The sequence below is a fragment of the Rhodococcus sp. AD45-ID genome, assembly GCF_003023755.1.
Classification (GTDB): Bacteria; Actinomycetota; Actinomycetes; order Mycobacteriales; family Mycobacteriaceae; genus Rhodococcus_F; species Rhodococcus_F globerula.
The window spans coordinates 1,353,857-1,368,059 of sequence record NZ_PYHL01000001.1 but is presented as its reverse complement, the minus strand read 5'-3'; the positions used below and the strand labels follow the sequence as shown (position 1 = coordinate 1,368,059).

Annotated in this window: 10 protein-coding genes; 5 read left to right on the top strand and 5 right to left on the bottom strand. The window is 62.7% G+C overall.

Annotated elements, in window-relative coordinates; all coding sequences use genetic code 11:
- The first annotated feature begins 102 nt into the window (after window positions 1–102).
- On the top strand, window positions 103–1,677 hold the full coding sequence (locus tag C7T36_RS06260) for an AMP-binding protein (RefSeq protein WP_033235685.1): 1,575 nt from the start codon (window positions 103–105) through the stop codon (window positions 1,675–1,677).
- Window positions 1,678–1,848: 171 nt separating this feature from the next.
- Here the strand turns inward: C7T36_RS06260 and C7T36_RS06255 are convergent, their stop codons facing one another.
- Window positions 1,849–2,517 carry a response regulator gene (locus tag C7T36_RS06255; RefSeq protein ID WP_033235681.1) on the bottom strand — a complete coding sequence of 223 codons (669 nt, stop codon included), beginning with the start codon at window positions 2,515–2,517 and terminating at the stop codon, window positions 1,849–1,851.
- Window positions 2,514–4,157 (bottom strand): sensor histidine kinase, encoded by a 1,644-nt coding sequence (locus C7T36_RS06250; RefSeq protein ID WP_239654599.1) that lies wholly within the window; start codon window positions 4,155–4,157, stop codon window positions 2,514–2,516. Before C7T36_RS06250 ends, C7T36_RS06255 begins: the two co-directional genes overlap by 4 nt.
- Before the next feature lie 158 nt (window positions 4,158–4,315).
- Between C7T36_RS06250 and C7T36_RS06245 the strand changes: the two genes are divergently transcribed.
- Window positions 4,316–5,311 carry a tripartite tricarboxylate transporter substrate binding protein gene (locus C7T36_RS06245; RefSeq protein ID WP_239654598.1) on the top strand — a complete coding sequence of 332 codons (996 nt, stop codon included), beginning with the start codon at window positions 4,316–4,318 and terminating at the stop codon, window positions 5,309–5,311.
- Between the two features lie 95 nt (window positions 5,312–5,406).
- Window positions 5,407–6,789 carry a CitMHS family transporter gene (locus C7T36_RS06240; protein WP_033235823.1) on the top strand — a complete coding sequence of 461 codons (1,383 nt, stop codon included), beginning with the start codon at window positions 5,407–5,409 and terminating at the stop codon, window positions 6,787–6,789.
- A gap of 6 nt (window positions 6,790–6,795) precedes the next feature.
- Here C7T36_RS06240 and C7T36_RS06235 read toward each other — a convergent pair whose 3' ends face one another.
- Window positions 6,796–7,980, bottom strand: coding sequence for a nitric oxide synthase oxygenase (locus C7T36_RS06235; RefSeq protein ID WP_045064107.1), 1,185 nt, complete (start codon window positions 7,978–7,980; stop codon window positions 6,796–6,798).
- A gap of 237 nt (window positions 7,981–8,217) precedes the next feature.
- Between C7T36_RS06235 and C7T36_RS06230 the strand changes: the two genes are divergently transcribed.
- Window positions 8,218–9,378, top strand: coding sequence for a globin domain-containing protein (locus C7T36_RS06230; protein WP_033235679.1), 1,161 nt, complete (start codon window positions 8,218–8,220; stop codon window positions 9,376–9,378).
- Window positions 9,379–9,381: 3 nt separating this feature from the next.
- On the opposite strand, the gene C7T36_RS06225 is transcribed toward C7T36_RS06230, so the two are convergent.
- Both C7T36_RS06225 and C7T36_RS06220 read right to left on the bottom strand, forming a co-directional pair.
- Window positions 9,382–10,128 (bottom strand): FAD-binding oxidoreductase, encoded by a 747-nt coding sequence (locus C7T36_RS06225; protein ID WP_045064105.1) that lies wholly within the window; start codon window positions 10,126–10,128, stop codon window positions 9,382–9,384.
- A gap of 16 nt (window positions 10,129–10,144) precedes the next feature.
- Window positions 10,145–11,323, bottom strand: coding sequence for an FAD-binding oxidoreductase (locus tag C7T36_RS06220; protein WP_239654596.1), 1,179 nt, complete (start codon window positions 11,321–11,323; stop codon window positions 10,145–10,147).
- A 224-nt stretch (window positions 11,324–11,547) separates the two neighbouring features.
- Between C7T36_RS06220 and clpB the strand changes: the two genes are divergently transcribed.
- Window positions 11,548–14,100: an ATP-dependent chaperone ClpB gene (clpB, locus tag C7T36_RS06215; protein ID WP_033235677.1), complete on the top strand. Its 2,553-nt coding sequence runs from the start codon at window positions 11,548–11,550 to the stop codon at window positions 14,098–14,100.
- Window positions 14,101–14,203: the final 103 nt, after the last annotated feature.

Genomic DNA, 14,203 nt, shown 5'->3' with positions numbered 1-14,203 from the left:
AGGCCCCTCTGGAACCTGTTCCAGTTTTGTGCGATTGTGGATAACGTATTCGTGACCGGGAGCACATCTCGATGACGGCAGGCCGAGCAGAAGGAAGACCAGATGACAGACGAGTTTGCTGACCTCCACCGACCGATTTACGGTCCGGACCTGCTCATCACCGCCCTCGAACGGAACCACGACAAGCCGGCGCTGTACATCGGCGACGTTGTTCTCACCGGCGGACAGATGCGCGATCAGATCAGCTGCTTCGCCCAGGCACTCGCGTCGCTCGGAATCACCCAGGGCACCAGCACGGCGATGCTCTCCAAGAATCGTCCCGAAGTACTCATCAGCATGGGCGCCACCATGATCACCGGTTGTCGCGCCAGCGCTCTCAATCCGATGGGCTCCCTCGACGACCACAAGTACATCGTCGACGACGCTGAGATCGAGACCCTCATCTTCGACCCCAACGCTTTCGAGGACAGGGCCGCCGAGTTGAAGGCGTCGTCGCCGTCGTTGACCACGATCCTGTCGATGGGCCCGTCGGAGATCGGCATCGACATTCTGGCTCTCGCGGCAACTTTCGAGCCGAAGCCGCTCAAAGCCGCGCACGTCGACGCCGAGGACGCCAGCAGCATGGTGTACACCGGCGGCACAACCGGAAAGCCGAAAGGTGTTATCGGGTCGTTCCGTTCGGGCGCGGCGCTCAACCAGATCCAGATGTCGGAATGGCAGTGGCCCGAGGAGAATCGCTTCCTCATCTGCACGCCGCTGTCCCATGCCGGTGCCGCGTTCTTCACTCCGACGCTCCTGCGCGGCGGCGCGCTGATCGTGCTGCCCGCCTTCGAGCCCGGAGCAGTTCTCGAAGCGATCGAAAAGTACAAGATCACGGCAACCATGTTGGTGCCCACCATGATCTACATGCTCATGGACCATCCGGATTTCGAGAAGCGGGACGTCTCGAGTCTGCAGACGCTCTTCTACGGTGCATCCGCGATGTCACCGGCCCGCTTGCAGGAAGGCATCAAGAAGTTCGGTCAGATCTTCTTCCAGTTCTACGGTCAGAGTGAGTGCGGCATGACCATCTCGGTGCTCCGCAAGGAAGAGCACCTCGCCGACGACCCGGTCCGACTTGCCACGTGTGGCCGCCCGGTGCCGTGGCTCGACGTCCGGCTGCTCGACGACGATCTGAACGAGGTGCCGCAGGGCGAACTCGGTGAGATCTGCGTCCGAGGTCCTTTGGTCATGAAGGGGTACTGGAAGAAGCCCGCCGAGACTGCAGAAGCCTTCCGCGGTGGCTGGCTGCACACCGGCGACATCGCGCGCAAGGACGTCGACGGGTTCCTGTCCATCGTCGATCGCAAGAAGGACATGATCGTGACCGGCGGTTTCAACGTGTTCCCGCGAGAGATCGAGGACGTGATCTCCGCGCACCCGTCCGTCGCGTCCGTGGCCGTGGTGGGTGTGCCGGACGACAAGTGGGGCGAAGCCGTCAAGGCGTGCGTGGTTTTGCGCGGCGGGCTCACCGTCAGTACCGAAGAGCTGGTCGAGCGGGTGAAGGCGGCCAAGGGATCAGTACACGCACCCAAGAGCATCGACTTCGTGGACAGCCTGCCGCTGACACCGCTCGGCAAGCTCGACAAGAAGGCTCTGCGTGCGCAGTACTGGGAGACCAGCGACCGCGCTGTGTAGTCGTAGGAGTGAGCTGGCAGTAGGAGTGAGCTGGCAGTAGAAGTGAGCTGGCAGTAGGAGTGAGCACAGTTTTCCTCGAGTGAGCAGCCCCTGCAGCAGGATGCAAGGGCTGCTCACTTCGCAAAAAGGGTGCTAGCTCGCAGCGTCTCCGGACCTCAGCGTGTCCAGGTCTCAGCGTTTCCAGACGTAGCGTCGTTCCGGGCGGCCCACCACTCCGTACTTCAGGGACGTGGTGGACTGCCCGCTCGCGCACAGGTGCTCGAGGTAGCGACGCGCGCTTGCCCGCGAGATGCCGACGCGTTCGGAAATGTCTGTCGCCGAGGCAGGTTCCGCTTCTCCGCGCAGTGCGGTCTCGACCAACTGCAGGGTCTCGGGACTCAGGCCCTTCGGCAGGGGTGCTGCCACAACGCCGGCTACACCGAACGCTTCGTCGACGGCGGTCTGCTCGGCTTCACCCGCGCTGTCGAGGTTCGCGTACGTCGATCGGTACCGCTCGAGACGGTCACGGAGAACGTCGAATGTGAACGGCTTCATCAGATAATGCACGACCCCGCTGCGTAGTGCCTTCTTCACCGAGCCTGCCTCGCGCTCGCTGGTGATCACCAGAACGTCGAGTTCGGGCACCAGTTCCCGGAACGGAGCGATCAGATCGAGCCCTGTTGTTCCGGGCAGGTGGACGTCGAGAAGCACCAGATCGGGAACCAGGTCTCCGACGGCAGCCAGCGCGGCCTCGGCGGAGTGCGCAACACCGCATACCTCGAAACCGTCTATCCGCGAAACAAATCCGCTGTGCACACGCGCGACCATGAAGTCGTCGTCGACTACCAGAACTCGGATCATGCGCTCTCTCCGTCATGTAGGACTGCGGTGAAGACGGTCCACTCGAGACCCTCCGCAGTGTGAGTGCTCACGGAGACGTCACCGCCGCGCCGCCGACATGTCAGCCGCACCAACGCCAACCCGAATCCGTGACCGTCGCTCGATTGTCCCTTGGTGCTCCAGCCCTGGCTGAACACCCGCTCTCGATTTTCGGGCGCGACACCGGGGCCGGCGTCCTCGACACGCACTTCGACGGAGGCGCCCAAACCGCGAATGGACAACCGAACCGTGCGCCGCTCCGTCTCCGACATTTCAGCGACGGCATCGACGGCATTGTCGACGAGGTTTCCGACCACCGTCGCCACATCGCGCCCGAGCGCGCGTTCGAGAGTGCCCAGATGCGAATCGGCAGACAGGTCGACGGTCACCAATCCCTGTGCCGCCGCGCCGATCTTGGCAATGACAAGAGCGGCGGTGCCCACATCGGCGATCTTGTCGGTGACAGCCGCGCTGATCTGCGCCCGCTCCATGGTCAACCCTTCGACGTAGCCGACAACTTCGTCGTATTCGCCCAGTTGGATGAGACCGGAAATGGTGTGCAGTTGATTGTCGAACTCGTGAATGTGAGCGCGCAGTGCGTCGGTGCTGGTTTTGGTGACGTCGAGTTCTTCCTCCACAGCCCGCAATTCGGTGCGATCGCGGAACGTGGTGACCGACCCGATGGTGCGGCCTTTGGACTCGATGAGCACGGTGTTGAGAACAAGCAGCCGATCGCCGACCAGAACCAACTGATCGGATTCCGTTGTCCCGGAGGTCAGAACGCTCTGCAAGCGATCGTCGAGTCCCAGGTCTCGGACGGATTTGCCCGCGCTGCCGTAAGCGATGTCGAGAAGTTGGTGGGCGCTCTCGCTCATCAGCACCACTCGTCCCTGCGCGTCGAAGGCGATGACTCCCTCCTTGAGGCCGCGCAGCATTGCCTCGCGGTGGCGGACAAGATCGAGGATCTCGCCGGGTTCCATGCCGAGCGTCTGCCGTTTGACCCTGCGGGCCAACAGGATCGAGCCGACTGCGCCGATCACCGAAGCAACTGCGAGATACACCAGGAGGTTCGGCGCCGACTGCAGTAGGCGGGTCCAGATCGACGGGTACTCGATCCCGACTACGGCGCTGCCGATGATCGAACCCTCGTTGCCGAGAATCGGAACCTGCGCTTCGACGGCCTTGCCGGAGGACGTGTCGACCAGTCCCGTCTCGGACCGGCCCTGAGTCTGCGGCACGGCAGTGCCGACATCGCCGGGACGCGTGGAGATGACAACGACGGCGTCTCCATCGGCAAGAGACACGTACGTGACACCGGAGATTGCACGCACCGAATCGACAGATCCCTGCAGCCCCGAGCGGATACGGGTCTGAGCCCCGGGGAGTAGTTCTCGCACTGCCGGATTGGCGGCAAGCGACTCTGCTGCCGAGAGCGCGCGGCGCCCCTCCTCGCGCTGGAAACTCGCCGACGACTGCGCAAGCGAGAGTGCGGTCACGCAGAGAAGAACCGCCACGACGATCAGGAGTTGCAGTTCGAGTAGCTGTGTCGCCAATGTCTGTCGTCGACGGCGGAAGCGGGCGCGCAGCGGTATGCGTTCGGCCTGCGCGTTTCCTGTGGACACCTGCCAGACCCTAGCGCGGTAGTCGGGCGCCGGGAAAGTGGCTGTTTGTGAGCACAATGAGCACAAAGCACTTTGCGTTCCCAATGGTGACTCCAGTCACAAAGTGCGCCAGTATGAAATCTGTTCACACATCGAACCAGGCAGGAAAGGACAACATCATGAGTGCATCGACGCGGTTGAGCAGGCATATCGCCCTGCTGGCTGCCTGCGCGATGGCTCTCGTGGCGGCGATCGGATGCACTCCGGTCGAGTCCTTCCTCTCTGGTGGCCAGGCAGGAGCCAGTTCCGAGGAATTGCGCATCCTGGTGCCGTCGGTTGCCGGTGGCGGTTACGACCTGACCGCACGAACCATGGTGCAAGCCCTTGCCGACGAGGGAACCGCCACCGCCGACGTCGTGGTTCTGCCCGGATCGGGTGGCATCGTCGGACTCAACCGGTTGGTTCTCGAACGGGGTAACCCCGATCTCCTCATGGTGATGGGACTCGGTGTGCTCGGATCCGTGGAGATTCTGCCGTCCCAGCACACGCTTGCCGACGCGACCCCGATCGCGCGGTTGATGGACGAACCGGAAGCTGTTCTGGTTCCGGCAGATTCACCGTTCACAACCCTGGCGGATCTGACATCGGCGTGGACCCAAGACCCGTCGTCGATCTCGATAGGCGGGGGTTCGAGCGAAGGCGGACCGGACGGGCTGTTCCGGCTTCTCCTGGCGCGGGCCGTCGGCGTCGATCCGTCGCTGTCCCCGTCGCGCACGTACGACGGCGGCGGTGAACTGCTCCCAGCGCTATTGACCGGGCAGGTCGATGTCGCGGCAACCGGTCTCGGTGAATACCTGGATCAGATTGCGGCAGGAACGGTTCGGGTTCTTGCGGTCAGTTCACCGCAGCGCTCCCCGGCGGTGGACGCGCCCACCTTGGCTGAACTGGGCGTCGACGTCACCTTCACGAACTGGCGAGGCCTCATGGCGCCGCCGGGGCTGACCGACGATCAGCGACTGCGTCTGCAGACGCTGGTGACGGACTTGACGGCCAGCCCGCGATGGAACGAGCTTTCTCGCCGAAACGGTTGGAACAGTGCAGTTCTCACCGAACCCGAGTTCTCCGAGTTCCTGCAAGATCAATCCCGGTTTGTTGCTGCGACTTTGGACCGGTAGGGCGTCAACACAGAAGTTTCGTTTCACCCTCAGTAGGACATCAGCTGGATTTGCTGTGCCTTCTTCTCCTCGTTCCGTACGCAAAGGAGCTCACCATGCTCGTCACACTCGGCTTCCTCATGGTTGCGGTGTTCATGTTCCTCATCCTCACCAAACGTGCAACACCGGTGGTGGGACTGACACTGGTTCCCGTGGCCTTCGGATTACTTGCCGGAGCGGGCCTCGGTATCGGCGACATGATCACCGACGGCATCAAATCGCTTGCCCCCACCGCGGCGCTCTTGTTCTTCGCGATCATATTCTTCGGCATCATGATCGACGTCGGGTTGTTCGATCCGCTCGTGAAGTTCATTCTCCGGTTGGTGCGTGACGATCCGATGCGCTTGGTGGTCGGCACCGCAGTTCTGGCGATGGTGGTCTCCCTCGACGGCGACGGTTCCACGACGTTCATCATCGTGACGTCCGCGATGTTGCCGCTCTACCTCAAACTCGGAGTCAGTCCGGTGGTGCTGACAGTGGTCGCCGGGCTGTCCAACGCGACGATGAACATCATTCCGTGGGGCGGTCCCACCGTCCGGGCCGCCAGCGCCTTGGGACTTTCGCCGTCCGATGTCTTTGTTCCGATGGTGCCGTCGCTGATCGTCGGATTGATCATGGTGCTCGGGTTTTCGGTTCATCTCGGGATCATGGAGCGTCGCCGGATCGGGACTTTGGTCCTCACTTCTGAACGCATCCTCGAAAAGGTCGGAAACGGAGGAACTTCCAGCGCCGGCAGCGATAACAGTGGCAATGCCGACGACAGTGACGACGGCGGCGACACCGGACGCTTCATCGACGGCCTCGACCCCAAGCGGGATACGTTGCGGCCGAAGCTCCTGTGGTTCAACGCCGCGCTGACGACTGTCCTTCTGGTTGTTCTCGTCATGGATGTTCTGCCCATCCCGGTGCTGTTCATGATCGCGTCGTCGATCGCTCTCGCGGTGAACTTCCCTGCCGTCAAGGATCAGGGTGAGGCGATTGCCCGGCACTCGGCGAGCATCGTGTCCGTTGTCGCGATGGTGTTAGCGGCAGCTGTGCTGACCGGCGTTTTTCAGGGCACCGGCATGGTCGAGGCGATGGCCGAATGGCTCCTGCAGGTCATTCCCGACGCGATGGGCTCCCACCTGGCCGTCATCACCGGCGTCCTGAGCATTCCGCTCACGTTCTTCATGACCAACGACGCCTTCTACTTCGGCGTACTGCCGGTGCTGTCGGAGACGGCGGCGCAGTACGGAATCGAGCCGGTGGAGATGGCTCGGGCGTCGATCACCGGGCAGGCAGTACACATGCAGAGCCCGCTGGTCCCCGCGATTCTGCTGCTCGTGACGTTAGCCGGTGTGTCTTTGGCGGATCACCACAAGAAGGTCCTGTGGCGAGCCGGCCTCATCTCGATCACGATGCTCGTGGTCGGAGTTGCGTTGGGGCAGATCCCGTTCTGAGCGTGATCACGTGTGGAAGGGGCATCGACCTTGGTCGGTGCCCTTTTTCTTCGTCACGAAGTTGGGGCGGATGGAGAGATCTGGCTCGTCGTAGAGGCGATGGAACGTCGGAGTGAGAGAACTGGACATCGGCGGGTTCACCCAGGACCAGTCCGTCGGGCATTTGCGGCCCGCCTTTTCTTCGCGCCCGATGTGGTCGATGAATTGTTTTGCGACAGTGTGGTGGTCGACCATGATGACGCCGGCTTTGCGGTAGCTGTGAATAACTGCGCGGTTCAATTCGACCAGAGCACGGTCCTTCCACAGAGTGCGGTCGTGGCTCGTATCGAGTTCCAAATGCGCTGCCACGGCGGGAAGCATGTTGTAGCGATCGGTGTCGCTGAAGTTGCGGGCGCCCACTTCGGTACTGACGTACCAACCGCTGAACGGTGTGCAGGGGTAGACGATTCCGCCGATATCGAGATTCATGTCCGAGACTGCCGGAACGGCGTGCCATTTAAGGCCCAGGTCAGCGAACCACGGGTAGTCGGGATGCTCGATGGGTACCTCGAGGACAAGGTCGGCAGGCACGTCGAAGTACTGCAGTGGTTCGTCCGGAACCGAAATGAGCAGGGGTAGAACGTCGAACGGCGTTCCGGCGCCCTTCCAGCCCATCGACGTAACCTGTTCTGTCAGGTCGACGTGCCACGGGTCGCCCAGAATCGTGCCGTCCGGCTGCCGGTAGCCGGCGTAGCGGATCAGTTGCGGGCTGAGGATGCGGTACTCCTGCCCGTCCTCGCGGGGAAGTGGTCCGACGGTGACGACGGACTGGAGTGCGCCGCCGTTGGTCGAGAGCCGCAGGTGTTCCCAACAGGCTTCCGCCAGTGCGGATGCGGTGACGGCGTCGCGTGCGTCGATGAGTTTGAGGGTGCGCCAATGTGCGCGTCCGACGCACCGTGCGTGGTTGCGCCACGCGAGCTTGGCTCCGACCAGAAGTTCTTCGGCGGTGTGGGTGTACGTTCCGGTCCGATGCAGTTCCCGTAGCGCTTCGTGCCTTCTCGACGTCGGCAGGTGGCTCAGTTCCGGGGAGTCGAAGAACTCCACGCACTCGAGTTCGCGGCGTTGAAGATCGGTAGGCACCGGGGGATGTGATACGAGCGGAGTTGAAGGAGCGCTACCTTTTGGCAATGCATCCGGTCGAACAATATCCACGGCACGACTCCTGTTTGGCTGGTTCGGATTTCGCTGGACGTTAGCTCAACTGTCGAGCGTGTCGAAACCCTTGCTTATTTTGCACCCCCCAGCGAAAAAGGGACGGGCGTACCGAAAAAATCGGCGTGACGTGTGACATATACGGCCAAACATTTACGAGTGGGACATTTGTGACATAAGCTCCCCTCGGAAAGTTTGCGGCTGGTCTGCCGCGAAAAATCGGGACGAGGATTAAGCGTGGATTCGCAAGCAATTTCTCTGGTCCGGTCGAGCTTCAAGTCCATCGTCGCTGAAGAAGGCGGCCCGGAGCGGCTTGCCCGGACCTTCTATTCGCTGCTGTTCGCGCGCTCACCGGAGACACGCGAGTTCTTTCCGGCTGCAATGGACGTGCAGCGTGACCGTCTGTTCACGGCGATAGCTTACGTTGTCGAACGACTCGACGAGACCGACGAAATTCTTGAATATCTCGCGCAATTGGGTCGCGATCATCGCAAATACGGTGTAACGGACGAGCATTACCAAGCCGTCGGCAATTCGATGATCGAAGCCTTCGAGCTGTTCGGCGGCGCCGAGATGTGGACCGACGAGGTCGACAGCGCCTGGCGCAACGCCTTGGCTGTCATCTCCGCAGCCATGATGGACGCGGCAAACGCAGAAGACGGACCGCCCGCCTGGAGCGCCACGGTAATCGAGACGCGCACCGCGATCAGAGGAGTCGCGATCGTGCGACTCCAACTCGATCAGCCCATGGACTACCGGCCCGGTCAATACGTCAGTGTGCAGGTTGGCGCGCGGCCCCGGATGTGGCGATACCTTTCCCCGGCCAATCCGCCGGACGGATCGGGAATCATCGAGTTCCACATCCGTCAGGTAACCGGCGGCTGGGTCAGCCCCGCAATGGTCACGCAGACCACCGTCGGAGACATCTGGGTGATCGGGTCACCGATCGGCGGCCTCGGAATTCCGGAGAACACCAAAGACCTCCTGATGATCGCGTCGGGAACCGGCGTTGCACCGCTGCGCGCACAGATCCTGGAACTGATCCGTCGCGGCAATACTCGCAAGGTTCACTTGTTCTACTCCGGTGCGCATCCGTGCGATCTGTACGACCTCCCACATCTGTGGGCCCTCGCCGAGCGACATCCCTGGCTCACCATCGTCCCGGTCTCGGAAGACGACACCAATCCGTGGTGGCACACCGAGACCGAACCGCTGTCACCGATCGGAATGCCGAAGCGGATGACCGGAAAAGTCGGCAAGGTTGTCACATCGTTCGGGAACTGGGCGGGATGCGACATTCAAGTCGTCGGCAACGAATCCGTCGTGAACAGCACCAAATTCCGGCTCCGGGCCGTCGGCATCGACGCCGCGACCGTCCGCAGTGATCCCACGTACTGACCGTCAGTAAGGGTCGAAGCTTATGGCCTCGGCCGGCGTGCCCGTCGCAATCAGCCGATCTCGCGTCGAACGCACCATCGCAGCCGACCCACACACCAACACCTGGTGCTCGGTGAAGGCCCCGTACGACGAGACGACGTCGGCAAGCGTTCCCTCCACCAGATGATCCTCGCCGAAACCGATGTCGACGCCGAGCCTTTCGGCCCAGCCGTCGGGTGGGCCGGCGTCCGTGAGATCTTCGACGACGGGAATCGGTTGCAGCCACGGCAGTTCGTGGGCGAGTATCCACAGCATGTCCGCCGCGTACAGATCGCGAAGCGTTCGACCGCCGAAAAACAGGTAGACCAGCGGCGGATTCGGCGACTGGGCCAGATCGAGGATGATCGACCGCATCGGCGCCAAACCGGTTCCGCCCGCGATCATGATGACGGGCGGACCGTTCTCGTCGACGGCAAGATTGCCGCGCGGATCGATGATCGTCCAGATGTCGCCGGGTTGAGTGTCCTTGACTATCGCACCGCTCACCCAACCGCCGGGAACCGTCTTGACGTGGAACTCGAGCTTCCCGTCCTGCGACGGTGGCAGCGCGGGGGACAGCCGGCGAAGCAAGCGGGCATTCTGCGGCACGCTCACATCCACGTATTGACCCGGCCGGAACGGCACGACGTCGCCGATCAGGCGAACCACGGCCAGATCCTCACGCAGGCGGTGATGTTCGACGACAGTGCTGGTCCAGGATCGTGAAGTCATGGATGTCTCCTGAAAGTCAGTAGAGCGGGTCGTGCAGGATCTGGTCGATCGGAGTGCCACCGGCCCGCAACGCGTAGATCGTGGTCTTGATCATCGACGGTGACCCCGAGATCTGGATCTGACGGTCCGCCCACGAACCGAACCGCGCAACGACCCGACCGATAGGGCCGGTCAGGCGTGAATGCATACCGAATGGCGGCTCGAGTGCCGGCCCGCTGTGCCACCACGGATTATCGGCTTCCTCGGACACCGGTACGACGGTCAGCCACGGGTTGCTGAGCGAAATGTGCCACAAGGTCTCGAGATCGTAGAGATCACACGGGTAGCGTCCGCCGACAAAAAGATGAACACGCGGATTCTGCGCTCGCTGAGACATTTCCATCACCTGAGCGCGCAGCGGCGCGATCCCGGTGCCCGAACCGATCATCAGGACGTCGCGGTCGTGTGTGAAGTCCACTTCCAGGCCGCCGAGCGGAGTGGACATGACCCATTGGTCGCCGACATTGGTCTCAGTGACGATTGCCGGGCTCACCCAGCCGCCCGAGACCTTGCGGACGTGGAACTCGAGTTGGCCGAAGGGATTGGTCGGAATGGCGGGGGAGTAGTACCGCCACATTCGGGGGCGTTGGGGTACCTGCACCCCGACGTACTGACCAGCGCCGTACGGAATGGGCGGGTCGGTTTCGAGGCGCACTATCGCAAGATCGTCGAGCACGCGTTCGTGGCTGACGACGGTTCCGCCCCACAGCGCCGGGGTGGTATCGGACTCGGCGCCTTCCGCCATCGTGCTCACGACGAACTCGGTGAACTCGGACCAGGCTTCTTCGAGTTCGGGTGTCCACTTGTACCGGCTGTGGGCGCTGGTCCCGTGCATCGACTTCACGGCGCGCCTCATCGCAACTCCGGCAGCCCGGTAGTGCTCGCGTTCGACACCGTAGCGACGATGGTCGAGGCCGAGTTGAGTCAGGAATTTCCGGATCCTGCGCTGCTGCGGCAGGTTCTTCACGACAAATTCGATAGCGGTGACAAACCTGTGGCCTTGGGATTCCATCCCGGCCGGGAACAATGAGCGGTACAGAGGATGTTCGGCAAAAAGGGCCGTGTAGAACAGAGCTGAAAAGTGGGCGCGAGAGTCGTCGTCGTCGGCCAGAGCGTCGAGGCTGGATTGCAGGCGGGCGATCACCGTCGGATCCAATCGACACCCCTTTCGCAACAGCTGCAACTCTCGTCCCAATTCTAGTACGGCTCGAATTGTTACAAACGATGGCGAACCCGCCTGGCCAAATAAAACTTGAGCGGAATAGACTCAAGTTTGTCCGCGTTGAGCATATTGACACGGCCGCACCACCACCCGGAGCGGCCCACAACTTCGACTTCGACGCGCTTGTGGCGACCGGAGCCCGGCCAGAAAGGTGACAAGTGGACTCGTTCACACCAACAACCAAGACCCAGGCTGCGATGACGGCTGCACTGCAGTCGGCGTCGTCGGCGGGTAACCCCGACATTCGACCGGCACACCTGCTGGTCGCACTCCTCGACCAAACCGACGGCATCGCCGGCCCGCTGCTCAAAGCAGTGGGCGTCGATCCCACCGTCGTGCATCGCGAAGCTCAGAGCATGGTGGATCGCCTGCCGAAAACCACCGGTGCGAGCTCGACGCCCCAGCTCGGGCGTGAAGCACTCGCGGCGCTGACCTCCGCGCAGCACCTCGCCACCGAGATGGACGACGAGTACGTCTCCACCGAGCATGTGCTGTACGGACTTGCCGACGGTGATTCCGACGTCGCGACCCTGCTGAAGAATCACGGTGCGACACCAATCGCGCTGCGTGAGGCGTTCACCACAGTTCGCGGGAGCGCGCGTGTCACCAGCCCGGAGCCGGAAGGCACCTACCAAGCGCTGGAAAAGTACTCCACCGACCTCACCGAGGCCGCACGCAGCGGCAAGCTCGACCCGGTGATCGGCCGCGACACCGAGATTCGACGTGTCGTGCAGGTGCTCTCGCGTCGCACCAAGAACAACCCGGTACTCATCGGTGAGCCAGGCGTCGGCAAAACCGCGATCGTGGAGGGCCTTGCCCAACGCATCGTCGCGGGTGACGTCCCGGAATCGCTGCGCGGAAAGACCGTCATCTCCCTGGACCTCGGGTCCATGGTGGCCGGTGCCAAGTATCGCGGTGAGTTCGAGGAGCGCCTCAAGGCAGTTCTCGACGACATCAAGAACAGCGCCGGACAGGTCATCACCTTCATCGACGAGCTGCACACCATCGTCGGCGCCGGAGCCACCGGTGAATCCGCGATGGACGCAGGCAACATGATCAAGCCGATGCTTGCCCGTGGTGAGCTGCGGCTGGTCGGTGCCACCACGCTCGAGGAATACCGCAAGTACATCGAGAAGGACGCCGCACTCGAGCGTCGCTTCCAGCAGGTACTCGTCGGTGAGCCCTCGGTCGAGGACACCGTCGGCATCCTGCGCGGCCTCAAGGAGCGCTACGAAGTGCACCACGGCGTGCGCATCACCGACTCCGCGCTGGTAGCAGCAGCTTCGCTGTCCGACCGCTACATCACGTCGCGGTTCCTGCCGGACAAGGCCATCGACCTCGTCGACGAAGCCGCATCGCGTCTGCGTATGGAAATCGACTCGCGTCCCGTCGAGATCGACGAGGTGGAACGTACCGTCCGCCGACTCGAGATCGAGGAAGTGGCACTCGAGAAGGAAACCGACGACGCGTCGAAGGCGCGGCTCGAAAAGTTGCGCCAAGAACTTGCCGACGACCGCGAGAAGCTCAGTCAGCTCAGTACTCGCTGGCAGAACGAGAAGCAGGCCATCGACTCGGTGCGCGTGCTCAAGGAACAGCTCGAATCCCTGCGAGGAGAGTCCGAACGCGCTGAGCGTGACGGCGATCTGGGCAAGGCAGCCGAGCTGCGCTACGGCCGCATCCCCGCGTTGGAGAAGGAACTGGAAGCCGCAGCAGAGGCTTCCGGCGCCGCCTCCGACGGCGACGTGATGCTCAAGGAAGAGGTCGGGCCGGACGACGTCGCAGACGTTGTCGCAGCCTGGACCGGCATTCCGGCCGGCCGAATGCTGGAAGGCGAAACCGAGAAGCTGCTCCGAATGGAGTCCGAACTCGGCAAGCGCGTCGTCGGACAGACTGATGCCGTCGTCGCCGTCTCGGATGCGGTTCGCCGTGCCCGAGCAGGTGTTGCCGACCCCAATCGGCCCACCGGTTCGTTCCTGTTCCTCGGCCCGACCGGCGTCGGTAAGACGGAGCTCGCCAAAGCCTTGGCGGACTTCCTCTTCGACGACGAGCGCGCGATGATCCGCATCGACATGAGCGAATACGGTGAGAAGCACTCGGTGGCCCGACTCGTCGGTGCCCCTCCGGGATATGTCGGTTACGAAGCCGGCGGCCAGCTCACCGAAGCAGTTCGGCGACGCCCGTACTCGGTGGTCCTCTTCGACGAGGTTGAAAAGGCACACCCCGACGTGTTCGACGTCCTGCTTGCAGTGCTCGACGAAGGCCGACTCACCGACGGTCAAGGCCGCACGGTGGACTTCCGCAACACCATCCTGATCCTGACCTCAAACCTGGGATCCGGTGGAACACGCGAGCAGGTCATGGACGCGGTACGCCACGCGTTCAAACCCGAGTTCATCAACCGTCTCGACGACGTGGTCATCTTCGACTCGCTCTCCGAAGAGCAGTTGGAGCACATCGTGGACATCCAGCTCGAGCAGCTGCAGAAGCGTCTGGCTGCGCGTCGACTCACCCTCGAGGTGAACGGGGCGGCTCGGATGTGGCTCGCGGTGCGCGGCTACGACCCGCTGTACGGCGCTCGGCCACTGCGTCGACTCGTCCAGCAGTCGATCGGCGACCAGCTCGCCAAACTGCTCCTGGCCGGCAAAGTCCAGGACGGAGACACCGTGAACGTCGGTGTCAGCGAGGACGCGGACCAGTTGGTTCTGTCCTGATTCGGTAAGCGGAATGCCCCGTCGATCCACGTGGATCGGCGGGGCATTCGCGTTTTCTCTACCCTGGTTTTGTCGACGCTGGTTTTTGTCGACGTTGTTTTGT

Excerpts from the sequence above, each read along its gene's own strand:
- C7T36_RS06225 (WP_045064105.1), bottom strand. The coding sequence starts at position 10,128 with ATGACTTCACGATCCTGGACCAGCACTGTCGTCGAACATCACCGCCTG.
- C7T36_RS06255 (WP_033235681.1), bottom strand. The coding sequence starts at position 2,517 with ATGATCCGAGTTCTGGTAGTCGACGACGACTTCATGGTCGCGCGTGTG.
- C7T36_RS06260 (WP_033235685.1), top strand. The coding sequence starts at position 103 with ATGACAGACGAGTTTGCTGACCTCCACCGACCGATTTACGGTCCGGAC.
- C7T36_RS06240 (WP_033235823.1), top strand. The coding sequence starts at position 5,407 with ATGCTCGTCACACTCGGCTTCCTCATGGTTGCGGTGTTCATGTTCCTC.
- C7T36_RS06245 (WP_239654598.1), top strand. The coding sequence starts at position 4,316 with ATGAGTGCATCGACGCGGTTGAGCAGGCATATCGCCCTGCTGGCTGCC.